23 protein-coding genes are annotated in these 24,600 nt (G+C 61.1%); 4 read left to right on the forward strand and 19 right to left on the reverse strand.

The features are described from left to right. Positions 1–41: 41 nt before the first annotated feature. Positions 42–1,013, forward strand: a complete 972-nt coding sequence (locus BLT54_RS13340) for a M23 family metallopeptidase (RefSeq protein ID WP_074645843.1) — start codon at positions 42–44, stop codon at positions 1,011–1,013. A 6-nt stretch (positions 1,014–1,019) separates the two neighbouring features. Here the strand turns inward: BLT54_RS13340 and BLT54_RS13345 are convergent, their stop codons facing one another. The 3 genes from BLT54_RS13345 to BLT54_RS13355 all read right to left on the reverse strand — a co-directional run bounded on the left by BLT54_RS13345 (position 1,020) and on the right by BLT54_RS13355 (position 4,505). Further along, the gene (locus tag BLT54_RS13345) at positions 1,020–2,663 is read right to left on the reverse strand and encodes a peptidoglycan -binding protein (protein WP_074645785.1); all 1,644 of its coding nucleotides are present in this window, start codon (positions 2,661–2,663) and stop codon (positions 1,020–1,022) included. A gap of 1 nt (position 2,664) precedes the next feature. Continuing rightward, complete coding sequence (locus BLT54_RS13350) at positions 2,665–3,846, reverse strand: AAA family ATPase (RefSeq protein WP_074645786.1); 1,182 nt, start codon at positions 3,844–3,846, stop codon at positions 2,665–2,667. Between the two features lie 86 nt (positions 3,847–3,932). Next, complete coding sequence (locus BLT54_RS13355; protein ID WP_074645787.1) at positions 3,933–4,505, reverse strand: gamma-glutamylcyclotransferase; 573 nt, start codon at positions 4,503–4,505, stop codon at positions 3,933–3,935. Between the two features lie 104 nt (positions 4,506–4,609). Between BLT54_RS13355 and BLT54_RS13360 the strand changes: the two genes are divergently transcribed. Then, a complete protein-coding gene (locus BLT54_RS13360) occupies positions 4,610–5,611 on the forward strand; it encodes a DUF2125 domain-containing protein (protein ID WP_074645788.1) in 1,002 nt (333 codons plus the stop codon). 3 nt (positions 5,612–5,614) lie between these two features. On the opposite strand, the gene BLT54_RS13365 is transcribed toward BLT54_RS13360, so the two are convergent. The 6 genes from BLT54_RS13365 to BLT54_RS22190 all read right to left on the reverse strand — a co-directional run bounded on the left by BLT54_RS13365 (position 5,615) and on the right by BLT54_RS22190 (position 11,064). Further along, positions 5,615–6,382 (reverse strand): extensin-like domain-containing protein, encoded by a 768-nt coding sequence (locus BLT54_RS13365; RefSeq protein ID WP_245708005.1) that lies wholly within the window; start codon positions 6,380–6,382, stop codon positions 5,615–5,617. Continuing rightward, positions 6,379–7,302: a prephenate/arogenate dehydrogenase family protein gene (locus BLT54_RS13370; protein WP_074645789.1), complete on the reverse strand. Its 924-nt coding sequence runs from the start codon at positions 7,300–7,302 to the stop codon at positions 6,379–6,381. Before BLT54_RS13370 ends, BLT54_RS13365 begins: the two co-directional genes overlap by 4 nt. Next, positions 7,299–8,387 (reverse strand): histidinol-phosphate transaminase, encoded by a 1,089-nt coding sequence (gene hisC, locus BLT54_RS13375; protein ID WP_074645790.1) that lies wholly within the window; start codon positions 8,385–8,387, stop codon positions 7,299–7,301. The genes BLT54_RS13370 and hisC overlap by 4 nt, the downstream gene beginning before the upstream one ends. Before the next feature lie 250 nt (positions 8,388–8,637). Further along, positions 8,638–9,258 carry a 30S ribosomal protein S4 gene (rpsD, locus tag BLT54_RS13380; RefSeq protein ID WP_074645791.1) on the reverse strand — a complete coding sequence of 207 codons (621 nt, stop codon included), beginning with the start codon at positions 9,256–9,258 and terminating at the stop codon, positions 8,638–8,640. 278 nt (positions 9,259–9,536) lie between these two features. Then, the gene (locus BLT54_RS13385; protein WP_074645792.1) at positions 9,537–10,598 is read right to left on the reverse strand and encodes a Hint domain-containing protein; all 1,062 of its coding nucleotides are present in this window, start codon (positions 10,596–10,598) and stop codon (positions 9,537–9,539) included. A gap of 256 nt (positions 10,599–10,854) precedes the next feature. Then, positions 10,855–11,064, reverse strand: a complete 210-nt coding sequence (locus BLT54_RS22190; protein ID WP_143026815.1) for a hypothetical protein — start codon at positions 11,062–11,064, stop codon at positions 10,855–10,857. Positions 11,065–11,208: 144 nt separating this feature from the next. On the opposite strand from BLT54_RS22190, the gene BLT54_RS13390 reads away from it, so the two are divergent. After that, on the forward strand, positions 11,209–12,060 hold the full coding sequence (locus BLT54_RS13390; RefSeq protein WP_074645793.1) for a sugar phosphate isomerase/epimerase family protein: 852 nt from the start codon (positions 11,209–11,211) through the stop codon (positions 12,058–12,060). Positions 12,061–12,129: 69 nt separating this feature from the next. Here the strand turns inward: BLT54_RS13390 and BLT54_RS13395 are convergent, their stop codons facing one another. The 9 genes from BLT54_RS13395 to BLT54_RS13435 all read right to left on the reverse strand — a co-directional run bounded on the left by BLT54_RS13395 (position 12,130) and on the right by BLT54_RS13435 (position 21,939). After that, a complete protein-coding gene (locus BLT54_RS13395) occupies positions 12,130–12,882 on the reverse strand; it encodes a 3-keto-disaccharide hydrolase (RefSeq protein WP_074645794.1) in 753 nt (250 codons plus the stop codon). 82 nt (positions 12,883–12,964) lie between these two features. Next, the gene (locus tag BLT54_RS13400) at positions 12,965–13,513 is read right to left on the reverse strand and encodes a gluconate 2-dehydrogenase subunit 3 family protein (RefSeq protein WP_074645795.1); all 549 of its coding nucleotides are present in this window, start codon (positions 13,511–13,513) and stop codon (positions 12,965–12,967) included. Then, positions 13,513–15,201 carry a GMC oxidoreductase gene (locus tag BLT54_RS13405; RefSeq protein ID WP_074645796.1) on the reverse strand — a complete coding sequence of 563 codons (1,689 nt, stop codon included), beginning with the start codon at positions 15,199–15,201 and terminating at the stop codon, positions 13,513–13,515. Before BLT54_RS13405 ends, BLT54_RS13400 begins: the two co-directional genes overlap by 1 nt. Before the next feature lie 34 nt (positions 15,202–15,235). Beyond that, positions 15,236–16,126, reverse strand: coding sequence for a hydroxypyruvate isomerase family protein (locus BLT54_RS13410; protein ID WP_074645797.1), 891 nt, complete (start codon positions 16,124–16,126; stop codon positions 15,236–15,238). 156 nt (positions 16,127–16,282) lie between these two features. Beyond that, the gene (locus BLT54_RS13415) at positions 16,283–17,218 is read right to left on the reverse strand and encodes an ABC transporter substrate-binding protein (RefSeq protein ID WP_074645798.1); all 936 of its coding nucleotides are present in this window, start codon (positions 17,216–17,218) and stop codon (positions 16,283–16,285) included. Positions 17,219–17,252: 34 nt separating this feature from the next. Then, on the reverse strand, positions 17,253–18,257 hold the full coding sequence (locus BLT54_RS13420) for an ABC transporter permease (protein ID WP_074645799.1): 1,005 nt from the start codon (positions 18,255–18,257) through the stop codon (positions 17,253–17,255). Further along, positions 18,254–19,759 carry a sugar ABC transporter ATP-binding protein gene (locus BLT54_RS13425; protein ID WP_074645800.1) on the reverse strand — a complete coding sequence of 502 codons (1,506 nt, stop codon included), beginning with the start codon at positions 19,757–19,759 and terminating at the stop codon, positions 18,254–18,256. Before BLT54_RS13425 ends, BLT54_RS13420 begins: the two co-directional genes overlap by 4 nt. Further along, positions 19,752–20,876 carry a Gfo/Idh/MocA family protein gene (locus BLT54_RS13430; protein ID WP_074645801.1) on the reverse strand — a complete coding sequence of 375 codons (1,125 nt, stop codon included), beginning with the start codon at positions 20,874–20,876 and terminating at the stop codon, positions 19,752–19,754. The genes BLT54_RS13425 and BLT54_RS13430 overlap by 8 nt, the downstream gene beginning before the upstream one ends. A 4-nt stretch (positions 20,877–20,880) precedes the next feature. After that, positions 20,881–21,939, reverse strand: a complete 1,059-nt coding sequence (locus tag BLT54_RS13435; protein WP_074645802.1) for a sugar phosphate isomerase/epimerase family protein — start codon at positions 21,937–21,939, stop codon at positions 20,881–20,883. Positions 21,940–22,087: 148 nt separating this feature from the next. Here BLT54_RS13435 and BLT54_RS13440 point away from each other — a divergent pair, with 148 nt between their 5' ends. Beyond that, positions 22,088–23,098: a LacI family DNA-binding transcriptional regulator gene (locus tag BLT54_RS13440; protein ID WP_074645803.1), complete on the forward strand. Its 1,011-nt coding sequence runs from the start codon at positions 22,088–22,090 to the stop codon at positions 23,096–23,098. A gap of 221 nt (positions 23,099–23,319) precedes the next feature. Here the strand turns inward: BLT54_RS13440 and BLT54_RS13445 are convergent, their stop codons facing one another. Continuing rightward, positions 23,320–24,591, reverse strand: a complete 1,272-nt coding sequence (locus tag BLT54_RS13445; protein ID WP_074645804.1) for a TRAP transporter large permease — start codon at positions 24,589–24,591, stop codon at positions 23,320–23,322. Between the last annotated feature and the right edge of the window lie 9 nt (positions 24,592–24,600).

A 24,600-nucleotide genomic window follows, 5' to 3' on the forward strand; every position in this document is an offset into this window, starting at 1 on the left:
TCACAGGCGAGCCTGCGCGCATATCATTGAGGGATTTCCCGATGCGCCTTGGCCTTGTCCTGTTCTGCCTGACCGCCGCCGCCCCCGCATGGGCGCGCGACCCCGTTTTGTCGGTGCCACTGAATTGCACCTTGGGCATGGATTGCTATATCCAAAACTACGTCGACGCTGACCCAAGCGCGGGCGCTGCGGATTTCACCTGTGGCACATTGTCCTATGACGGTCACACAGGCACCGATTTCGCCCTGCCCACGATCAAAGACATGTGGAACGGCATCGAGGTTTTGGCCGCAGCCCCCGGCACAGTGACAGCCACCCGCGACGGCATGGAAGACCACCCGCAAGGCGTGGAAGGCGCGCCGGATGTGAGCGGAAAAGAATGCGGCAACGGGGTGGTCGTCGATCACGGCGGCGGCTGGAACACGCAATATTGCCACATGATGAACGGGTCCATTCAAGTCGAAAAAGGCCAACGCGTGACCGCCGCGACCACCTTGGGCACAGTCGGTCTGTCCGGCCAAACCCAATTCCCTCATGTCCATTTGGCCGTGCGTCACAACGGCACCGTCGTCGATCCGTTCAACCCGGACGGCGTGATTTCCTGTGGAATAGAGGCGATTTCAAACGGCACATTGTGGAACGAAGACATGCGCTATGTGCCCGGTGGATTGCTGTCTATCGGGGTCAGCACCGAAATGCCGCAATATGATACGGTCAAAGCCGGCACCGCTGGCAAAGGCCAGTTTTCCACATCTGATCCGGCCTTGGTGGTGTTTGGCTTTGCCTATGGCGGTTTGGCGGGCGACATCATGCGCCTGTCCATTGCCGGTCCCGAAGGCGAAATCGTCGGCTATGACGCCCCCGTAGAAAAGACCCAAGCGCAACTGTTTCGCGGGGCGGGCAGACGTTCCCCCGGCGCATGGCTACCGGGCGGATACCGCGCCTTGGTGCAACTCATTCGCAACGGTTACCCCATTGACGAACGCCAATTCGACTTCACCGTCATCGAATAATCGCCGTTACTTTTCAGTGAGTTTCAACTCAATCCGCCGGTTTTGCGCCAAAGCCTCGGGGCTATTGCCTGTCGCAATCGGTTGGAATTCGCCAAAGCCAGCCGCGACCAAGCGGGACGGCGAAAAACCCAATTCCTGCGACATGTAGCGCACCACGGAGAGCGCTCGCGCCTGTGACAGCTCCCAGTTGTCGGCATATTCCCCGCTGCCCGAAAGCGGCGTTTTGTCGGTATGACCATCGACGCGAATGACCCAATCAATCTCTGGCGGAATGTCGACGGCGACCTCTGAGAGGGTGCGGGCAACGCGGGCGATCTGGGCTTTGCCTTTTGGTCCGAGCTCGGCAGAGGCCGGTTCAAACAGCACCTCTGAGCTGAACACAAAGCGATCGCCGACGATCTTGACCCCTTCGCGGTCCCCAAGGATTTCACGCAGCCGCCCAAAGAATTCAGAGCGATAATTTTCAAGCTTTTTCGCCTCCTGCTCCAAGCGCTTGCGCTCTGCCTCCTCCAAGGCGGCGCGGCGTTTTTCCTCGGCGGCAACCTGTGCCAAGGCGGAATTGAGACGGGTGGTCAGGCTGTCGACCTGCACCTGATTTTGCGCATCTTCTGCCGTGCGCACATCAAGCGTCGATTGCAGCGAGGACAGTTGCTTGCGCATCTCGGCGATTTGCGCGTTCAAAAGCGCCACTTTGCGCGCTTCCTCCGCAGTCTTCGCTTCTTCCCCGGCAAGCGTTTTTTGCGCCAGAGCCAAAAGCGCCGCCTGTTTATCCGTGTCACTCACTTGCGTATCGAGCTGGTCTTTAAGTTGATCGCGCGCGGCCTCGGCGGCGGCCAAAAGGGTTAGCGTTTCCTCGGCATCGCGGCGCACCTCTTCGAGCGCCAGCGTCATCGCCGTCATCTCATCTTGCGAAGCTGCCATCCGATCCTGCAAGGCCTTAAGCGCCGCCGCATCCGCCAAACGCGCCTGTTCGGCCTCTGTCATCTGCGTCTCAGCGGCCTCTGCCTTGGTCACGGCCTCGCCCAGCGCCGCCTCGCGATCTACCGCCTCCGCCTTCAATTGCGCCACCAAAGCATCCAAAGCCTCGCGCCGCGCGGCGGCCAAACGCGCTTGTTCTGTGGCCGCGTCAATCTCTTTGCGCGATTGCGCCAAGGCCAGTTGCGCCGCCTCTTGTTCGGAAATCAACGTGGCTTTCGCCGCCTCCAAATCCTCAATCTGCGCGGCCAATTGCGCGCCTTTCGTCAGCGCCGCATCGCGTTCGGTCAACAGGCTTGCGACCTGTGCCTCAAAGGAGGCAATCCGCGCCGCTTGCGCGCTGGTTGTTGCCTCAAGCCCCGCGATGGTGCTGGCTTGCGCCTCCGCCGTCGCCCGTGCCTCAGACAGGGTGGCGCGCAGAGTGCCGATTTGGTCTTCCAATCCAATGCTTTTTTGCTGTTCCAACCCCAAAGCATTTGCCAAGGCCGTGACCTCGGATGTCAACGCGTCCAATTCGGTGGCCTGGCCTGAAATCTCGTCACGCAGCATGGATTGCACGACCATGAAAATCGTCAAAACGAACATCAACACCAGCAAAAGCGCGGTCATCGCGTCAACAAAGCCGGGCCAGATCGACCCCGACATGCGGTGGGAGGACCGGCGTAACCCTGCCATTCTACTGCCCCTGTTCGCCGAGTGCGCGCAGGGTGCGGGTCAAATTGGCAATCTCGCCGCGCAGTTCGGCAAGGCTTTCTTGACGTCCCGCCGAGAGTTCTTCGAGGATGCGCAAAAGTTGCACATCAATCGAACGCAAGCGCATCCGGCTTTCGGCGTCAAAGGTTTCATCGCCCGCCTCGCGGGTTGAAAGCACGTCAATCAGGCGTTCTTGGCCCTCCGCCACACGCATCAGCATTTTATCGGTTGGCGTCTCTACCCCCATGCGCGCGACCATTTGGTCCACGGCCCCGGCCAAATCGCCCAACCGCGCCTCAAGGGCAGCGCGCGATCCATCCGAGCGAACGAACAGATCTTGCAGCGCCTCCATCTGTTGACTCATGTGATCCAAAACCACCGCCGCGCCGGACATGTCGCTGCCCTCACCGTCAGAGGCGGAAAAGCCGATGCGAGTGATGGTCGAGAGCCATTCTTCCAACTCGCGGAAGAACCGATTTTGTCCATGCGAGGCAAAGAGTTCAAGCATCCCGACCACAAGCGAGCCGGCAAGCCCCAAAAGCGAGGAAGCAAAGGCCGTGCCCATGCCGCCCAATTGACCCTCAAGCCCTCCCATCAGCTTGGTCAAAACGTCGGTCGCGTCCTCACCCTCTTTCGGGGTGAGCGAACGGATGGTGTCGACAAGCGCCGGGACCGTGGTGGCAAGGCCGTAAAACGTACCGAGAAGTCCAAGGAAAATCAGAAGGTTGGCGATATAACGCGTGATGTCGCGCGCCTCGTCAATCCGGGTTGCCACGGAATCAAGGATCGAGCGCGCCGACGTGGACGAGATTTGCGTGCGCGCGGTGCGGTCGCGCAAAAGGGCGGCCAAAGGCGCCAAAAGACGCGGCGCATGTTTGCCCGGCACATTCGGACGCTGACCGGAAAACCGTTCGATCCAATTGACAGAGGCAACCAGTTGAACCACTTGCCAAAAACAGGCAAAAATGCCGATGACAAAGACAAAGGCGATGAATCCATTGAGGTAGAGATTGGCAAAAAACACCGGGCCGACCCGGGGCAGCGCCATATAAAACCCAAAGCCCACCAGCCCAAGCACGATGATCATCATGGTGATCTGACGTACGGGTTGGGAGAAAAAATTTTGCTTGGCTGCGCGCGGAAGCCTTTGATCCGGTTGGCCCATTGACCTTGTCCTGACCTGTCATTGCCTGTCAGGGTCACGATAGGCGAGGAACCACGATGTGCCAACACGCAATCGCGTGTTGTGGGCTATGCGTTTGGAATTTGGCGCACCATTTCGGCCAATTGCGTCAGGTCTGCATCCTCCATACCCAGTTCGGCCAGATGCCGCGCGGTGTTGAACAGGTATTCCGAGTTCGGCCCGCGTCCACCGGTGGCGCGCGCAATGATCTCTGCTTGACGTGCAAGGGGAAGAGGCCCGGTGTATTGAACATGATCGGGATCGACAACATAGGCCAGAGACGGAACCTCACGCCCATCCGAGAGGGTCAACATCACCCGGCGCTCCAGATAGGCCGAGGACACCAATTCACGGTCGCGCAGATAGGCCAGCGTTTCAGACGCATGGTCACGACTGACATGAAAAGCCAAGCCGCGGCAGGAGGCGCGATCCTCCAGATCCAGCGCCAAAACAAGACCCGGTTCCTCAGGCGTGCCCCGGTGATGAATGGACCACATGCAAAAGCTGCGCGCATAACCGACAAGGACCGCAGGCACGCGCTCCGCAAAAGCAAAGCCCGGATTCCACATCAATGAGCCATAGCCAAAGACCCAAAATCCCTCTTGGTTCAAATCGTGATCCAACGTTATCCTGCTTTCCATTCTAAGGTCTTTTCGACGCTCCCCCGGCCCGTTAAACACGGGCTGAAACGGAATGAAAAGCCTTTGGCTCAGGTTGACCTGAGCGGGCCGCGAAAGGGCAACACATGCGCAAACTCATCTGGCTCGTCGTGATCACGGGGCTGGCCTATACCGGCTATTGGTTTATCGGCGCAAAGAGCACAGAAAAGGCGATTTCGGCATGGGCATCTGCGCGCGCCTCTGAGGGCTGGCAGGCCGAATATACCGACATCGACACCCATGGGTTTCCGCTGCGCTTCGACACCACCATCACCAAGCCGCGCTTTGCCGATCCGCGCACCGGTGTGGCCTTTTCGACCCCGCAGTTTGACATCCTGAGCCAAAGCCACCGCCCGACCCGCATTCGCGCGCAGGTCGCGCAAACGGCCACATTGGCCACGCCGCTGCAACGGATGGAGATCACACAAGACACGGCCGAGGCGGAGTTGTTTGTCGAACCGGGTCCAAGCCTGACCTTGGATCATGCCTCCGCCGTGCTCAACGGCTTTTCCGTGACATCGAATCTGGGCTGGGGCGTGACGCTTGCAACCGGGAATTTCAACACCCAGCGCGATATTTCTGATCCGTTCAAACATGATATTCATTTGACGGTTCAGGGACTTACCCCTTCCAAAGGCCTGATGGCATCGCTTGATCCACAGGGGCTTTTGTCGCATCAATTCGAGCAGCTTGAGTTGAGTATGACAGCCACATTCAACGGGCCATGGGACATTCACGCCCTCGAAGGCCCGCGCCCACAGCCGACCCATATTGACCTGACCAGCCTTTCGGCCAAATGGGGCAAACTGGATCTTCGTATGGCTGGGGCCTTTGATGTGGATGCACGCGGCTATCCCGTGGGCAAAATCGCGATCAAAGCGGTGAATTGGCGCGAGATGATCGAAATCGCCATTTCAACGGGCATGATCCCGCAAAATATGAGCAACCTTGCGTTGCGCGCGGGAGAGATGTTGGCCGGAATGTCAGGGCGCAAAGATACGATTGATGCCGAACTGACGCTGAAAGACGGCATGATCGTTTTGGGCTTTATTCCGCTGGGCCCTGCTCCGCGCGTAGCGATCCGGTAAATGTCAGCGGCAATAACTGCCCCCGCGATACCGCGCCGTGTCGAAATGAAAGTGATCGCGGTGATGGCGATCTGACTCGGGTCCCAAGACAGTGCTAAACGGACCGCAGGCCGAACTGTGCAGCTTGCGCAACAGCTTACCGTCAATCCGCTGATCCCAGCCGGTGAGCACGGCCAAGGATTTGCCGTTGCGCAAAGTGAAGGCCGAAATGTCGATGGCGTGGCCCTTGGCATGTTCCGAAATTTTCGCACCGCTTTGGTTGTTGCGGGGCCGACACACATAGCTGGCCGCGATGTGCAATTCCGCCAGACCGCCGCCAAGCCGACCGATGGTCGGTTTCGCTCCGGTCTCAATCCATGTCCGCAGCGTTTTGGCAGTGGTGCAATCCACGATCGCCGGGGTGGACAGGCGCACACCCGCGACCTCGGTGATCTCGACAGGCTCGGAAATGCCGCACCCTGCGGCCCTGCCCCGGACCGCACTGATCGTCCGGCCTCGGATGTCGCTCATGTCACAGACCGAGCCCTTTTTGCCATAAGTCACCAAAGCCGCCGTCCCGCTTGGAAGACGCAATTTCGGACGCGGTTTGGGAACAGGCGAGGCGAAATATGCCGAAGGCACGGTCTCAACCATCGCCGGGGCGACAGGAACCAAAGGTCTGATCGTTCCGGGACGTGGCAAGGGAATGGGCGAGCGGTCCATCTGCGCCCAGATCGGCTCGGCAACACAGGCCGAGATCAACGCAAGCGCTATGCCGACCCGCGCCTTCATGTGCCTTTTTTGGCGCGTCCAAAATCGGGAGCGTCCGTGTCCTGACCCGCCTCGATGATGCCGCGACGAATGGCGCGGGTGCGAGTGAAGTAATCGTGCAAATGATCGCCATCGCCGGTGCGGATCGCGCGCTGAAGCGCGAACAATTCTTCGGTGAAGCGCCCGAGAATTTCCAAGGACGCCTCTTTGTTGGTCATAAACACATCGCGCCACATGGTCGGATCAGAGGCGGCAATCCGGGTGAAATCGCGAAAGCCTGCGGCGGAGAATTTGATCACCTCCTGATCGGTGACCCGGCGCAAATCATCAGCCACACCGACCATCGTATAGGCGATCAGGTGCGGCACATGGCTGACCACGGCACAAACGATGTCGTGGTGTTCCGGGTCCATCCGCTCAACGTTCGACCCAAGCGCGCGCCAAAAACGCTCCAACTTTGCAACCTCGACCTCATCCACGCCCTCGGGCGGCACGATCAGGCACCAGCGGTTGTCAAACAGTTCCGCAAAGCCCGAGCGTGGCCCCGAATGTTCGGTCCCCGCCATCGGGTGCGTGCCGATAAAATGCACGCCCGCAGGCGTGTGCGGCAACACCGCCCCCAGCACGGATTTTTTGACCGAGCCCACATCAGTGACCACCGCGCCGGGTTTCAACACAGGTTCGATCTCGGCCATCACCGCGCCCATCGCGCCCACCGGCACGGCCAGCACGATCAGATCGGCATCCTTGACCGCCTCGACGGCACTGTCACAGACCCGGTCGACGAGGTTGATCTCGGCGGCCGTGTTGCGCGTGGCTTGCGAGCGGGCAAAGCCGGTGATCTCGCCCGCCACGCCGGCGCGGCGCATCGCCAAGGACATAGATCCCGCAATCAGGCCCAACCCGATCAGGGCGACCCGGTTATAAAGGACCGTGCTCACTTTTTCTGTTCCCGAAACTGGCCGATCACATGGGCGACGCGGCGACAGGACGCTTCGTCCCCCACGGTGATGCGCAAACAATGTGGCAAGCCATAGCCCGCCACCCGGCGCACGATGATACCGTTTTGTTTGAGGAAATCGTCACAGGCGTCGGCCTCCGCCTGATCCAGGAACCGCGCGAGGATGAAGTTGGCGCAGGAGGTGTCAGAGGGCACGCCCAGTTCCATCAAGGCCTCGGCCAACCACGCCCGCAAACGGGTGTTGTCATCGCGGCATTTTTCGACCCAATCGCGGTCTTTCACGGCGGCTTCTGCGGCGGCCAATTGCGGCTCGGACAGGTTAAACGGCCCGCGCACCCGGTTCAGCACGTCGATGATGTCTTTCGGTCCATAGCCCCAGCCAATGCGCACGCCGCCAAGACCGTAAATCTTGGAGAACGTCCGGGTCATCACCACATTGTCGCGCGCCTCAACAAGGGCGGCACCGCCATCGAAGCCTTCGACAAATTCGGCATAGGCCCCATCCAGCACCAAAATCGCCTGGCTTGGAAGATTGGCGGCAAGACGGGAAATATCGCGTTGGCCGATCATCGTGCCGGTCGGGTTGGCCGGGTTGGCGATGAACACCAATTTGGTGGTCTCATTGCTCGCCGCCAGAATGGCATCGACATCCACCACGCGCTCGCGTTCGGCCACACAGACCGGGGTCGCCCCCGCTGCCAGCGCCGAGATTTTATACATCGAAAACCCGTGTTCGGTATAAATCACCTCATCGCCCACGCCTGCGTAAGCTTGGCACAAAAAGGTGATGATCTCATCCGAACCGACGCCGCAAATGATGCGCTCGGGATCAAGCCCATGCACGTCGCCAATGGCTTTGCGCAAAGAGAAGTGATCGGTGTTGGGATAACGATGCAGCGTATGCGCAGCTTTGGCAAAAGCTGCCTTCGCACTTTCTGGCGCGCCGAACGGGTTTTCGTTCGACGACAGCTTGATCACATTCTCTACGCCGGCCACATGGCTTGTCCCGCTCTGATAGAGCGTGATGTCAAGGATGCCGGGCTGCGGTTCGATCAAACGGGTCATAGGTCCACTCGCGTTGAATTACCTGCCTCTCTTAGCGCCGCTTTTCGGCTAAGGCCAGACAGATGAGCACCCAAGCCTGTGCTGTTGCTCACACGCGTCGGTTTTCGCACACAGCGGACAGGCACTCCGCCGCATGTCAGGCGTGCCTGTCTTAGGTTTTGGCACTCCGCATATATACAAAAGACAGCTATATATGCAAAAGACCGCCCCGAAGGGCGGTCTTTCAAAGTCTTTAGTCAATCGGCTCAGATTAGTTCTGAGCGTAGAATTCGATGACGAGGTTCGGTTCCATGTGAACAGCGAACGGCACATCGGACAGGCCCGGACGACGGACGAATGTCGCGGACATTTTGTGGTGGTCTGCTTCGATGTAATCCGGCACGTCACGCTCAGCCAATTGTGTGGCTTCGAGGACAACTGCGAGCTGTTTGGAGCGATCACGCACTTCGATCACGTCACCCTCTTTCACGCGGTAGGAGGGGATGTTCACGCGCTGGCCGTTCACGGTCACATGGCCGTGGTTCACGAACTGACGGGCTGCGAACACGGTTGCGACGAATTTCGCACGGTACACAACGGCGTCAAGGCGGGATTCGAGCAAACCAATGAGGTTTTCGCCGGTGTCGCCTTTCATCCGCTCAGCGTCTGCAAAGATGCGACGGAATTGTTTTTCGGTCAGGTCACCGTAGTGGCCTTTGAGTTTTTGCTTGGCGCGCAACTGCAGGCCGAAGTCGGACAATTTGCCCTTACGACGCTGACCGTGCTGGCCGGGGCCATACTCACGACGGTTGACCGGGGACTTCGGACGGCCCCAGATGTTTTCGCCCATACGGCGATCGAGTTTGTACTTGGCAGACGTGCGTTTGGTCACGATCTGGATCCTTTCAGTTATGTGTGCTTCGCAACTTAGTCCGAAAAACGGGTCCCACTTTTCGGGTCGCAAATGCGTGTGAAAGGTGCTGTCCTTTGCGTCCACGACCTATCCACGAGAGCGGAGGTATCGTTTCGGCCGACAGGCATCCCCTTGCGAGGGCCGCCAACACCAAATAGAGCACCGGCGCACATCTCTGCACACCGGATGGCGGGCTTATACAGGCGGGACTTGCGGAGTCAAGCGATCCCGGCGCAATTCACGTCAAAGCGCAAAAATCACGCCACATTATGCAACATGATCGCCGCCTCTGCCGACGACAAGCTACGCCGGGCAGCGGGCCCATAGGCCTCATCCTGTTCTGACAGATGCGGAAAGCGTTCCAACAACCGCTTGCGTTGATCTTCGGCAATCTCACGCAATCCGGCAAAGCCCGGATGAAAACTCTCGGTCTCCAACCCGTTGGCGATGATCACCTGATGGGCGTCAAACAACAGATGTATATAATGAACCTCGCGCAGCGTCCGTTCGATCACAATGGAGCGGTCATTGACCAAATCCTTGGCCGCGATCAAAACCTCATCCGCATTGAACAACTCACGCGCCGCCGCGCCGCGCACGACCATCCGGTGCTGAGGCGACACGATCAAATCCTCATCCGGCTGCCCCATGCCCAAAGCATCGGCTTTCAACCGGATCGGGCGCAAATGCGGCATCGCGTAAAGCCGCGCCCCCGAAATTCGCCGCCCGCCGGTCCAACGCAGAGCCTGCACACCATTGTCTTTGGTCTGAACAAGATCGCCTTCGCGCAGGGTTTCGACCGTGCGCGGGCCATCCGGCGTCAGAATATGTGTGCCTTGAGCAAAACAAATCACCGCGCCCGGCTGATGTTCCTCCGCCTCGCGTGCGGCGGCGATATGGGTGGACACCACCCAAAGATCGGTGTCCTTTTGCGGCATTTCGCCCAAGAACATCAAAAGCGGCGCGCCCAATTCGGCGCTGTCAATCAAGGTGATCTCATAGCGTTTGAGGCCATCGGTGACGTCAAACCCGCCATCAAACAGCCGCTCTCGCATATCCGTGTCATGGTAAATAGGGGCCCCCGCCAGCGCGGACCCGATCAAACGACGCACAGATTGCGCCGCACGTTGATGTAATTCGGCGCGCCCGATCGCACCGTCGAGGACGTAGACATCGCGTGCGCCATCGACGCACACCGCATCCCCCGACCAGCGCCATGAGGCCCCGGTCCTGAGTGCGGAAAGGGGCGCATTGGTGAGGCCATCGACCTCCCCTTGCGCCCACGCGATGACAAACGTGCCGGAAAAGCCCGTTCTCATTGCCTGTATGCCTGCCAATTTTATTTTTTTATTGGCGCCACGCTAACACAGGTGATTCGAGCTGTTAACCTTTTTCTGGCTCTATTCTTGCGTTCTGGAAATCAAACAGGACCGGCACGTCGGGCCAAGCCTATCCTTTTGTTTTAAACCGCCGGATCAAACGAAAGTCTAAGCTGGCGCTGGTGCGCCATAGGACCAATGACCCCTCAGTGCCGGTCGCCGTGGCTCTGCTTGGCTCTGGATGACTGTCTCATCGTCACTCTTTGGTTACGTCGAGACAGGCATATGTAACGACGACCGGAATACAGATCCGCGGGCTTTTACGACCAATCCGGCGCACTGTCTCGTTTCTGGCACCGTTTCTGGCACCGTTTCTGGCACCGTTTCTGGCACCGGGCACCGACACTTCGACCGGCACTTCGACCGGCACTTCGACCGACACTATCGAATGTGGCCCAGACCCCATGTCTAACCTCTAAACCAGTGACTCTCAGAGTGGCGAATTTTCACCAATCGGCTTATGTAATGGTTTTCATAGTAAATGAAAACCATTACATTTTGATTCGTACGACTCCGTGGAGGGGGTCGCAGCATTCTTGGGAGGATTACTATGACTTACAAATCGACCACCCTTGTGGCCGTTGTCGCCGCGCTTTGCGCCACCACCGCGCTCGCGCAGAACCGCGCTGTGTCGGACCTGCCGATCGCGATCCAGATGTATACGCTGCGCGATCATGGCACCCTTGAGGAGCAACTCGCCGCCGTCGAGGCCGCGGGCATCACCGCAGTCGAGACCGTGGGCTTTCAGAATCAGCCCGCCGACGCGCTGAAGGCGCTGCTCGACACGCACGGGGTCACCGCAATCTCGACCCATGCCCAACTTGCCGACCTGCGCGATAACCTCGACGAAGTCGTGGCCTTCAACGAAACACTCGGCAACAGCTATCTCACCGTGCCCTATCTCGCCGAAGACATGCGCCCCACCGATGTCGCGGGCTGGACCGCACTGGGCGAAGAGCTGAAACAGATTGCCAACGAGATCGCCGACGATGGCATGACGCTCGCCTATCACAACCACGATTTCGAGATGGTTGAGTATGATGGGCGCACCGCGCTGGAGATCATGATGGAGGCTGCAGGTCCTGAGGTCATGGCCGAGATTGATCTGGCGTGGGTCGATCGTGGCGGACTTGATCCTGCGGAATACCTCGGGCGCTTCGACGGGCGCGTCTTCGCCGTGCATGTCAAGGACAATGCCCCCGAGGGCGAGAACACAGACCAGCGCGGCTTTGCCATTCCGGGTCAGGGCACACTCGACTGGGCGTCAATCCTGCAAGCCGCAGAGGATGCCGGAGTCCACTGGTACATCATCGAACATGACCTGCCCGTGGATGCGGCGGTGGTGGCGAGCGAGGGTGCAGACTTTCTCGTCGAGATGCTGCCCGAAAGCGCGGCACGCTGACACCCTCAGCCGGAAAAACGTAAAGGGCCGCAGTCCCCTGCGGCCCTTTTTCATGTCGCATCCTCAGGATCAGATCGGACGCAGCCAGATGTTGCGGTAACTCACGTCCGAGTTGTGGTCTTGCAGGAAGATCGGCGCACAGCCATGCGCCTCATAGCTGGGCGCACCGATCCAGACCGTGGGCCCCTGAATCTGGACATGGTTCTGCACGACAACGCCGTTCTGCAACACCGTGACATAGGCCGGACGGCGCAGCGCGCCATGTTCGGAGAAAATCGGTGCCTCGAAGAGGATGTCGTAACTCTGCCATTCCCCCGGCGCGCGGGAGGCGTTCACCAGCGGCGGATGCTGTTTGTAAACCGAGCCCGCCTGCCCGTTGGCGTAGGTCGCATTGTCGGAGCTGTCGAGAACCTGGATCTCGTAACGCTCCTGCAGGAAGATACCGCTGTTGCCGCGATCCTGCCCGTCAAAGCCTTCGGTTTCGGCGGGCGCGCGCCATTCCACATGTAGCTGTACGTCGCAGAACGCCTCTTTCGTGCGAATACCGCCCGACCCCGAAGCCACAGTCATCGCGTCTTCCTCAAGGCTCCAGCTGGTCTTACCGCCCTGCTCAGCCTCCCAAGCGTCGAAGCCGGTGCCGTCGAACAGCACCACTGCATCCGAGGGCGGTCGCCCTTCGGAGGTTGCGACGCTGCGCGGCACCGGTTCCCAGATCTCGGTCACTTCCGATTGCGCCTTGCGGTTCATCTCCTGCGCCGCCACGGGAGCGGCCATCAGTGCCGGGGCCAACAGCCACACAGCGGCCATACGATAGTCCATCATCTTTCATCTCCTTATACAGTTGCGCCTTGCACAGTTGAGCCGGGGCACGCCCGCAGACCGCCCCGCACTTCAATCTGGTCAATCAGGTGGCCCAGGCAGGGCCACCGTCATAGTCGAGATCGCCGATGTATTCGCCCGGCACTGGCTCGTAGCGCAGCACCTCGTTCGCCCCGAGTTCCGAGGTGAAAAAGCCAAAGAGCGTCAGCTGGTGGATCGGCGTGAACCAGTGCGGCGTTGCGCCCTTTTCCGTCTCTATCCGCGCAAGCCGCGCGATGTCCTCGATCATTGCGGTCTGTTCCGAGGCCGAAAGCGCGCCGAATGGTTTGCCGTAAACATCCTCGCTCCAGCCGCGCAGCGTGGCGAGACTCTCGCGGAAACGCTCCTGTTGCGCGCCGGTGTAGCAGTCGCTGACATAGACGGTCATGAAGCCCCCCACATCGGCGACACGCGCGCCGGGCGTCTCCGTCTCAGGCAGGATCACCTCGGCCACGTCGTTGAGAAACGCGGCATCCTCGGGGGAAAAGAGGTTTTCGCCAATCGAGGTTTCGTCATAGGCCCGCGCCGCGGGTGCACCGATCAACGCGGTCCCGGTGGCGGCAGCGATAAAGGCAAGTAGGTCGCGACGGTTCATCACAGATCTCCAGATTTGAGGCTCTCAACCGCGTGGGCCGCAGCCCGCGCTGTCAGCGCCATGTAGGTAAGCGAGGGATTGACGCAGCTGGACGACGTCATGCAACTGCCGTCGGTGACATAGACATTCGGCGCATCCCAAACCTGATTGTGCTGATTCAGCACCGACGTTGCGGGATCGCGGCCCATGCGGGCGGTGCCCATTTCGTGGATGCCCATACCGGGGGCATAGTCGCTTTCAGTCGGCTTCACGTCGACGAGGCCTGCAGCTTCGAACATCTCCACCGCATCCTGTTGCATGTCGACGCGCATTTTCTTTTCATTCTCGCCAAGCTCGACGCTGATCGCCAGGACCGGCAGACCCCATTTGTCGGTCACTGTGCCATCGAGCGCGATACGGTTGGCGTGATCGGGCAGCATCTCGCCAAAGCCGGTCATACCGATACGCCAGTCGCCGGGTTTCGACAGCGCCTCTTTGAGATCCTTGCCGATGTTCAGCTCGGCGATCTCGCGTCTCCAACCCTGACGGCTGGCCGAGCCCTGATAGCCAAAGCCGCGCAGGTAGTCGCGCGGCGCGCCCTCGACGTTGCGAAAGCGCGGAATGTAGAACCCCGCAGGGCGGCGACCGAAGTAGTACTTGTCATCATACCCCTCGACACGGCCCTCTGCCCCGACGCGGAAATGGTGATCCATGACGTTGTGCCCAAGCTCGCCCGAGGACGACCCAAGCCCCCCCTCCCAGACATCGGTGGCCGAGTTCATCAACACCCATGTGGAATTGAAGGTCGAAGCGTTGAGAAAGATCACATCGGCGGTGTATTCGTAGGTCTGCCCGGTCTCGGCATCTATGACCTCGACCCCGGTGGCACGCTTGCGGTCCCGGTCGTACATCACCTGCCGCACGATCGAGAAGGGGCGCAGCGTCAGGTTGCCTGTCGCCACCGCCACCGGAAGTGTCGCCGACTGGGTGGAGAAATAGGCCCCATAAGGGCACCCCAACCAGCACTTGTTGCGATACTGACAATTCAGCCGGTTCTGTTCCGGTTTGGGTTCGGTGATGTTGGCGACGCGGGCGTTGATCAGGTGGCGCTTGCCGCCAAAGGCCTTTTGCAACCGGGCCGCCACGTCCTTCTCGACGATATTAAGCGGGATCGGGGGCAGGAACTCACCATCGGGCAGAACATCAAGCCCGTTGCGCGCCCCGGAAATTCCGGCGAAGCGCTCAACATGGTCGTACCACGGCGCGATATCGGCGTAGCGGATCGGCCAATCGACCGCGACGCCCTCCTTGGCGTTGGCCTCGAAATCCGTATCCGACCAGCGGTAGCTCTGACGCCCCCAGAGCAGCGAGCGCCCGCCCACGTGGTAGCCCCGGAACCAGTCAAAGCGCTTGTGCTCGACATAGGGGTTGTCCTGTTCGTCGGCCCACATGCCGTTGGTGGGCTCGTTGAGCGGGTAGTCACGCTGTAGCACCGGATGCTTGCGTTTCATCTCTGTCGTGGGGCTGCCGCGGTGCGGGTAGTCCCACGCTTCCTTGTCGGCATTCACGTAATCGGTCAGGTGCTCGATGTTGCGCCCGCGTTCGAGCATGAGTACCTTGAGTCCGCGCTCGGTCAGTTCCTTGGCGGCCCATCCTCCGCTGATCCCTGATCCGACGACGATCGCGTCGTAGTGCATGTTGTCTGCCATCTGGCTTTCCTCCTCCTGATGAAAATGCTGGCGGTTAGACGTCACAGGTCGCGACGGCGGCGCGCAGCGCCTCCGCAGCCGCGGCCGGTGTTTTGTCGCTGGGCACGAACTCCTGTGCGATCCAGCCGTCAAAGCCGGTGTCGCGGATCGCCCCGCAGATCGCCGGGTAATTCAGTTCCTGACTGTCGTCGGGCTCGTGGCGGCCCGGATTCCCAGCGGTGTGATAATGACCAAAGCAATCGTGGTGCTCAGTGATCCGGCGGATCACGTCGCCCTCCATGATCTGCATGTGATAAATGTCATAGAGCAGCTTGAAGTTTTCAGACCCCAACCGCTGGCAGAGCGCGACGCCCCATGCGGTGGTGTCACAGAGATAATCGGGGTGATTCACCCGCGAGTTCAGCAGTTCCATGTGCAGTACCACGCCGCGCGCCTCGGCGGCACCGATGATGCGCTTCAGCCCGATCTCGCAGGCGGCGAGCCCCGCTTCGGAGTCCATGCCACGGCGGTTGCCGCTGAACAGGATGAGATTGCGGTAACCGGCGTCGGCCACAAGATTGATGTGGCGCAGGTAGCGCCCGATCAGTGCATCGTGGTTGGCAGGTTCCGCCCAGCCGTCCTCAAGCCCAAGTTCGGCACCATTGCACATCGAGCTGTCGAGCCCATGCGCTTTCAGCATCGGCCAGTCCTCCGGCCCGCAGAGATCCACAGCACCGATGCCGATGTCGCGGCAAAGCGCACAGAGCGCGTCGAGCGACAGGAAGCCGTAGGTCCAGCGCGCAACGGAATGGCGAATGTTGCCTTTGAGCGGTACAGCGGTGGATTGAGCAACAGCCGGGGCAGAGAGCGCCCCGCTGGTGCCTGCGACCGCAAGCCCCTGCATCAGGGCACGGCGCGTGAGTCCTCGTTCTGACAGATCAGTCATGTCGTCCTCCTCGACAGCGACAGATGGAACCCGGCGGAAGTCCGCCGGAAACAGATATGTGTCGTGAAACCGATTACATTGATAGGCGCACTGCGCCTCGGATCACTATGTCAGCTCCGGCGCGCGGCGGGTTTGCGCGCGCCGGAGGAATTCGGATCAGTACGGGCTGTCTTCGAAGTAAAAGTCGTCGGCGTTATCGGGGGTGATGAGCTCAGAGGCGATGATAAAGTCGCCGCTCATGGGGGCGTTGCCGACGATGCCCGCAGCCGTCATTTCGATGGCCGTCGAGATCATCGCAGGCGGATAGGTGACGTTCACCGGCACGCTCTTGTCGCCGCTGCGGATACGGTCAACCATCTCCTTCATGCCCGCGCCGCCGACCACGAACATCTCGCCGGTGCGGCCCGCCTGTTCGATGGCTGCCAGCGCACCCACGGCCATGTCGTCATCGGCGGCCCAGACTGCGTCGATCTGCCCGAAGCGCGACAGCCAGTCCTGCATCAAAGTGAAGGCCGTGTCACGATTCCAATTGCCGTGATCCATCGCCAGTACCTCAATACCAGCGCCGTCAATCGCGGCCTCGAATCCCGCCACACGCTCGTTGTCGACGGTTGACGGGATGCCCCGCATCACCACAACCTTGGCACCTTCGTCGAGCGTCTCGGCAAAATACTCGCCCGCAGTGCGCCCGAAGCTGTTGTTGTCGCCCGCCACATAGAGATCCTCGATGCCCTCCACGGCAAGACCGCGGTCCACCACGGTGACCCAGGTGCCGCTGTCAGCGATACGCTGAATTGGACCAGTGAGGGGTTCGGATTCGAAGGGCAGCACCACAAGCGCGTCGATGCCGCGGGTGGCGATCATGTCCTCAAGATCCGAGACCTGCGTGGCGCTGTCAGGGGTGGTGGTCAACACGAAGTCGAGATCCGGGTAGACCTTTTCCAACCGCTCGACCGTACGTTCGGCGTGGAAATTCAACGCGCCCGCCCAACCGTGAGTGGCAGCGGGAATCGAGACGCCGATGGTCTCGGCCCCGGCTGCGGCGCTAAAGCCGGTGACGAGTGCGGTGGTTGCAATCAAAGTCTTTATCATCTGTAAGTTCCTCCCAAGAAAGATGACGTTTGGTTTACCTGTCCGCCGCGCCCTTGCGCTGCAGCACGACTGCCAGAATAATCACGGCCCCTTGAATGGCACCGTTGAGATAGGGGCTGACGAAATCCGTAAGGTTGAGAATGTTGCCGATCAGGCTGAGGATCAGCACCCCCACCACGGTGCCCCAGATCCGCCCAAAGCCGCCCTTGAGCAAGGTGCCACCAATGATGACGGCAGCGATGGCCTCAAGCTCCCACAAAAGCCCGGTCGAGGCCGAGGCAGAGCCGAGCCGCGGCACATACATCACCACGGCGAAGCCCACGAGCAAGCCGAGCAGCACATAGGTCGCCAGCCGCACCCGCAGCACAGCGATCGACGAATAACGCGCGACACGCTCATTCGACCCGATGGCGGCACAGTGACGTCCAAAGGCGGTGTGGCGCATAACGATTTCACCGATGATCGCCACCGCCACGAAGGCGAGGATCGGCCAACTGATGCCCGCAATGCCACCGTAATAGACGGGACGGTAAAGCTCGCGCATTTCAAAGCCGAGCGACAGCGTGCCACCATCTGCGAGCCAGGTGATGAGTGAACGGTAGATGCCCATGGTGCCGAGCGTGACGATGAACGCCTCAATGCCGACGCGGGTGATGAGCAACCCATTGATGAGCCCTGCCACCAGCCCTGCGATCAGCGCCAGTGCCACGCCCGCGAAGATCACTGGCAACGTGACCCCGAGACGGTCGGTCAGAAGGTTCATCACAAGAATCATCAGCCCCGCCACGAAGGCCGCCATGGAGCCCACTGACAGATCGAGCCCGCCTGCGGTGATGACGAAGGTCATGCCTACGGCGATGATCCCGATAAAGGATGAGCGCGCCAGCACGTTGGTGATATTGGCGTAGCTCAGAAAGTTGGAATTGAGCGCCATACCGATGAGGACGAGCGCGATCAGGGCCACGATCGGGCCAACGACCTGCAGGTCGATCCGGCGCCGCGCGGGCGTGTTTATCTTCTGTGCCGGGGCCATGCTCATGCCGCCGCTCCTTCTCTGTTGCCGTCGAGCCCCATCGCCAGCCGAACGATGGCACCTTCTGTTACGTCGTCCCCCGCGAGGGTGCCGGTGATCCGCCCTGCGTGCATCACCAGCACCCGCGAGGCGAGGCCGATGAGCTCGGGCATCTCCGAGGAAATCACAAGGATCGCGCGCCCCTCGGCGGCAAGCCCGGCGATCAGTGCGTAAATCTGTTGCTTGGTGCCGATGTCGATGCCGCGGGTGGGCTCGTCGATCAGGATCACCTGTGGGTCGCTGAGCAGCGTCTTGGCCAGCAACAGCTTTTGCTGGTTGCCACCCGAAAGGTTGCCCACCCGCATCGTCCGGTCCGGCGCGCGAATGGCAAAATCCTCAATGGCGCGGTCGAGCGCCGCCTCTTCGGCACGACGGTCGATAAGCGGGCCACCGAAGCGCTCAAGCAGTGGCAGCGTCAGGTTCTCGCGCAGCCCTTTGTCGAGCAGCAACCCCGCACCCTTGCGGTCCTCGGTGAGGTAGACCAGCCCGCGCTGCAGCGCCGTGCGCACGTCCGACGCGGGCAAATCCTCGCCCATCAGCCGCACCCGGCCCTCACGCGGGCGCAGCCCGGCAAGGGCTTCGGCAAGCTCGGTCCGACCCGAGCCTACCAGCCCCCCCAGACCCAGCACCTCGCCCCGGCGCAGTGTCAAGCTCGCGCCCTCAACGACACCCGGCACCGACAGATTCTCGACCTCAAGCAGCACCTCATCGCGCGGCATCGCCTTAGCGGGATAGAGATCCGACAGCTTGCGGCCCACCATGGCCGCCGCCATCTCCTCCTCGGTGATGTCCGACACGGGTGCCGAGCGCACCATGGCTCCGTCGCGCAGCACCGTGACCCGGTCGCAGAGCCGCGCCACCTCAGACAGCTTGTGCGAGGTGTAGAGGATCGCCACGCCCTCGGCGCGCAGCCGCTCGATCTGGCGAAACAGGATCTCACACTCGCGTTCGGTCAGCACGGCGGTGGGCTCGTCCATGATGAGCACGCGAAGGTCGCGCGACAGCGCCTTGGCGATCTCGACCATTTGTTTGGCCGGCACCGACAGCCCCGAGACCCGCGCCGCAGGATCGACCCGGCATTCGAGCCGGTCCAGCAGCTCGGCGGTGCGGGTGCGCATCGCCTTGTGGTCAAGCCGCCAGCCCCGCGTGATCTCGCGCCCCAGAAAGACGTTCTGGTCGACGCCCAGATGCTCGGCAAGGTTGAATTCCTGATGGATCATGACGATCCCGCGCGCCTCGGCCTCATCAGAGGACAGGAAGCGGACCGGCTGGCCGTGCCAGAGCACCTCGCCTGCGGTGGCGTCGATGTAGCCGCCGAGGATCTTCATCGTGGTCGATTTGCCCGCGCCGTTCTCTCCGATCAGCGCATGGATCTCTCCCGGACGCAGTTCGAAATCAACGTCATGCAAGACCTCAATCGGGCCGAATGACTTGCTGATGCCTTTCAGGGACAGAATTGGGTCAGTCATGGCCAATCTCCACCCAGGCATTGTCCGAGGCAGCGGAGCGCAGACAAGCGTCGATGAACTCAAGCCCCTCCACACCATCGCGGATGCCGGGCAACAGGCTTTCATATGGCTGACCCGTCTGGCGCGCGCGAATGGCGTCCGCGGCTTCAGCATAGAGGTTGGCAAAACCCTCAAGATAGCCCTCGGGGTGGCCCGGAGGCACGCGGCTACCCGCCATGGTCGCGGCACCGCGGCGCAGCTTTTGCGCCGGCTCTCCCAGCCGTGTGAACCACAGCGTCTCGGGTGTCTCATGTGTCCAGACGAGCCCGGCGCAGTCACCGTAAATTCTGAGCGTCAGCCCGTTCTCGCTCCCCGGCGCGACCTGACTGCACCAAAGCGCACCCTTGGCCCCAGAGGCGTAGCGGAGCATCACCTGCGCGTTGTCATCGACCCGGCGGCCCGGCACGAAGCTGGTCAGGTCCGCCGCGATCCGCTCTGGCACCATGCCAGACACGAACCGCGCGAGTTGCCATGCGTGGGTGCCGATGTCGCCGATCGCGCCCCCCGCCCCGGCCTTGGCCGGGTCGACGCGCCACGCCGCCTGCTTGCTGTCCGCAGCCTCAGTCAACCAGTCCTGCGCATATTCCACCTGCACCAGCCGGATCTGGCCCAGATCCCCCCGCGCCACCATCTCACGCGCCAACCGCAACTGCGGATAAGCCGAGTAATTATGCGTCAGCACGAAAAGCGCCTCCGATGTATCAACAATACGGGCAAGCGCACGCGCATCTTCAAGCGTCGAGGTCATCGGCTTGTCGCAGATCACATGGATACCGGCCTCAAGAAAAGCCTTCGCGGCGGGGAAATGCAGATGGTTCGGGGTGCAGATTGACACCGCCTCGATGCCATCAGGACGCGCCGCCTCAGCACGCGCCATCTCGACGAAATCGTCGTAGGTCCGCCCGGGGGCAAGACCTATGGCGGCTGCACTCTCGGCGTTGCGCTTGGGCGTCGAGGAGAGCGCCCCCGCAATCAGATCAAAGCGCCCGTCGAGACGCGCCGCAATGCGGTGGACTTCGCCGATCATCGCGCCAAGACCGCCGCCAACCATGCCGAGTCGAATCGGAGTTTGTATCATTCGCCTAGCCCTCCAGCCCAAGCATGCGTCGATTGGCGACCGCGTCACTGCCCGTGGCCGCGAAATCGTCGAAGGCCTGTTCCGTCACGCGGATGATGTGATCCTTGACGAACTGTGCCCCTTCGCGGGCACCGTCCTCTGGGTGCTTCAACGCGCATTCCCATTCAACCACCGCCCAACCATCGAAACCCATGGCGGTGAGTTTGGAAAAGATCGCCTTGAAATCCACCTGACCGTCGCCGGGGCTGCGAAAGCGGCCCGCGCGGTCAACCCAAGGCTGAAAGCCGCCATAGACCCCCTGCCGACCAGTGGGACGAAACTCGGCATCCTTGACGTGAAACATGCCGATGCGTTCGGCGTAAATGTCGAGGTGATCGAGATAATCGAGCTGTTGCAGGACATAATGGCTTGGATCGTAGAGCATCATGGCTGCCGGGTGCTGATCGACACGATCAAGGAACATCTCAAAGCTCACCCCGTCGTGCAGATCCTCGCCGGGGTGGATCTCAAAACAAATCTTCACGCCCTTCTCCGCGGCATGGTCCAGCAACGGGCGCCAGCGCGCAGCGAGTTCGTCAAAGGCGGCCTCCACCAGTCCCGCGGGCCTTTGCGGCCAAGGATAGAGATAGGGCCATGCGAGTGCGCCGGAAAACGCCGCCATCCGGTCGAGCCCGAGATTGGCACTGGCGTCGATGGTCTGCCGCACCTGCTCGACGGCCCAGACCTGCCGCGCCTTTGGATCGCCGCGCACCGCCTTGGGGGCGAAGCCGTCGAAGGCCAGATCATAGGCCGGGTGCACCGCCACAAGTTGCCCTTGGATATGGGCCGAAAGCTCGGTGATCTCGACCCCCGCCTCGGCGGCAGTGCCACGCAGCGTGTCGCAATAGTCGCGCGAACCCGCAGCCTGCGCGAGATCCATCAGCCGCGTCTCGACAGTGGGAAGTTGCACACCCAAATAGCCACAGTCCGCCGCCCAACGGGTGATCGCCTCAAGGCTGTCGAACGGCGCGTCGCTGCCAACGAATTGCGCCAGAAAAAGACCGGGGCCCTTCATGGTTTGCATCTCTCCTCCCTCTGCCAATCAATGCGCGTCGTCGCAATGTAATCGGTTTCATGAACGTGGCACAGGATGAAAAGGTTTTCAACACCTGTTTTCCACCGTATCGTCTTTTCCACCCGTATCGTCGTCCACCAATCGCAAGGAACCGCCCGTGACTGACCCCACCAACCCACCCAAAATCCGTGATGTCGCTCGATTGGCAGGGGTCTCGGTCGCCACGGTCAGCCGCGCCCTGTCGAATCCCGCCATCGTCTCGGAACAGGCGCGGATTGCAGTGGAAAAGGCCGTCTCGGAAACCGGTTACACGGTGAATCTCATGGCGCGAAACCTGCGCCAACAGCAGGTGGGCGCGGTGCTCGCGCTGGTGCCAAACCTCGCCAACCCGTTCTTCTCCGAAATCCTCGCTGGCATCTCGGACACCCTGCGGGCCGAAGGGCTGAGCTTGCTGGTGCTCGACACCCTGCGGACTGACCCCGACACGCCAAACGGAGGGATTCGGTCCTATCTCAGCCGTTCGCGGGCCGACGGGGTGATCGTACTCGACGGCACCCTCGACCCCGCGCTCTTTGCCCATGGCTCCTGCCCGCCTCTGGTGCAGGCCTGTGAATGGATCGAAGGACTGGCGGGGCCAAGGGTGCTTGCCGACAACGAAACCGGCGCGCGACTGGCGATCGAGCACCTGCTCGGGCTCGGCCACCGCGACATCGTGCACCTGACCGGCCCCACCCAGAACACCCTGTCGATCTCCCGCGCCGCCGGGGTTGACGCCGCGCTTGCCGCCGCGGGGTTGCCGCCTGCCCACCGCCTTGAGGGTGCCTTCACCCTCAGTTCGGGACGCGCCGCCGCTGAGGCTCTGCTGGCGCGCGCACCCCGCCCCACCGCCGTCTTCTGCGACAACGACGAGATGGCTATCGGCCTCATGGCAGGGCTGCGCGCTGCGGGCTTTGACGTGCCGCGCGACTTCTCGATCGTGGGCTTTGACAACATCGAGATGTCCGCCTACGCCAGCGTGCCCCTCACCACCATCCGACAAAAACGCGCCCACCTCGGGCGCTGCGCTGCCGAGAGACTGCTTGCACAACGCACCGCCCCCACCCCGGACGAAACCCTCATCCTCCCCGTCGAACTCGTCATCAGGGACAGCACCGCGAAAAGGGTCTAAGGCCGCGCCGATCAAGACAGGCGCATGAGAGGCCCCAAGCCGGATGGGAGCACCGACACATTGCGCGGCGGGATCGAGATGACCCCATGATCCGCAAAGACCAATTCGCCCAGACAGACACCCAAACAGACGCGCCGGCATTCAAGACGTTCACGGCCTCGCAGTAGACCTGCGTCCGATGAAGGCTCGTCTTCAGGCAACAAAGCGCAGAATGAGCAGAATTAGACGAGGGCCAGCGAGAGGAGCGGCACGAAGGTGACAATTGCCAGAGCGATGAACAGCGCCAGCAAAAAGGGCCAGCCGTCGCGCAGGAATTCCCCGAAAGAGGTCTTGGTCAGGTTGCAGACCATCAGCATGACAGTCCCGACCGGCGGCGTGAGCGTACCGATGGCAAGGTTGAGGATCATCACGATGCCAAAGTGCACCGGGTCGATCCCCAGTTGCGTGACCACCGGCTTGAGCAACGGCACGAGGATGATCAAAAGCGCATTGCCTTCGATGAACATGCCCAGAACCAGCAAGACCAAATTGACGAGGGCCAGAAAGAGCCAAGGGTTCTGGGTCAGCGCAATGATCCACTCGGCCAACATCACGCCCGCCCGTTCGAGCGAAAAGATCCAGGCAAGAGCCGAGGACATCATGATCACCAAAAGAACGGCGGCTGTCTGCCGCGCGGTCTGGCTGAAGGCATCGCCCAGATCGCCCAGCTTCATCTCGCGGTAAACGAACAGGCCGATCACGATGGTCACAACCGTGGCCACGGCCCCCGCTTCGGTCGGGGTGAAGACGCCAAAGCGGATGCCGCCAATGATCAGGACGATCAACACCAAGGCAGGCCAAGCATGGAAAAGCGTACGTCTGGTCTCGCTGACGCTCGGGCGCTCGGTGCGCGACGGCTTATAGCCGCGCTTTTTGGCAACCAGATAGACCGCCACGAGAAGCAGCGCGGAACAGAGCAGCCCCGGCAGAATACCGGCCACGAACATCGACCCGATCGAAACATCCGCAACCAGCCCGTAGATGATCAGCGCAATGCCCGGCGGCAGGATCGGCGTGATCAGCGAGGAGGCCGCAGTGATCGCCGCCGCCGTGCCCCGCGAGTAACCCTGCTTGATCATGTCGGGCACCAGCATCCGGCACATCATGGCCGCATCCGCCAGATTTGAGGCGGACAGTCCGCCCATCAGCGTCGAGAGCATCACGTTGGTATGACCAAGCCCCCCAATCAGGCGTCCGACCATCAGATCCGCAACCTGAAGCAGACGCGTGGCGATCCCGGTGGCCCCCAAAAGTGAGCCGAGCAAGATGAAAAACGGAATCGCCAGCAGCGAACTGTTCTGCGTGGGCGCAATCAGGCGCTGCACCGCAATTTGCAACGGGATTTGCGCAAAGAAGATAAAGTAGCACAGGACTGCGGCGAACATCGCCAAATAGATCCGCATGTTCAGCGCAAACAACAGGAACATGATTGGAATAATGATGAACCATTCCATGGGCATATC

The sequence above is a fragment of the Celeribacter baekdonensis genome (assembly GCF_900102315.1).
GTDB classification, from domain to species: Bacteria; Pseudomonadota; Alphaproteobacteria; order Rhodobacterales; family Rhodobacteraceae; genus Celeribacter; species Celeribacter baekdonensis.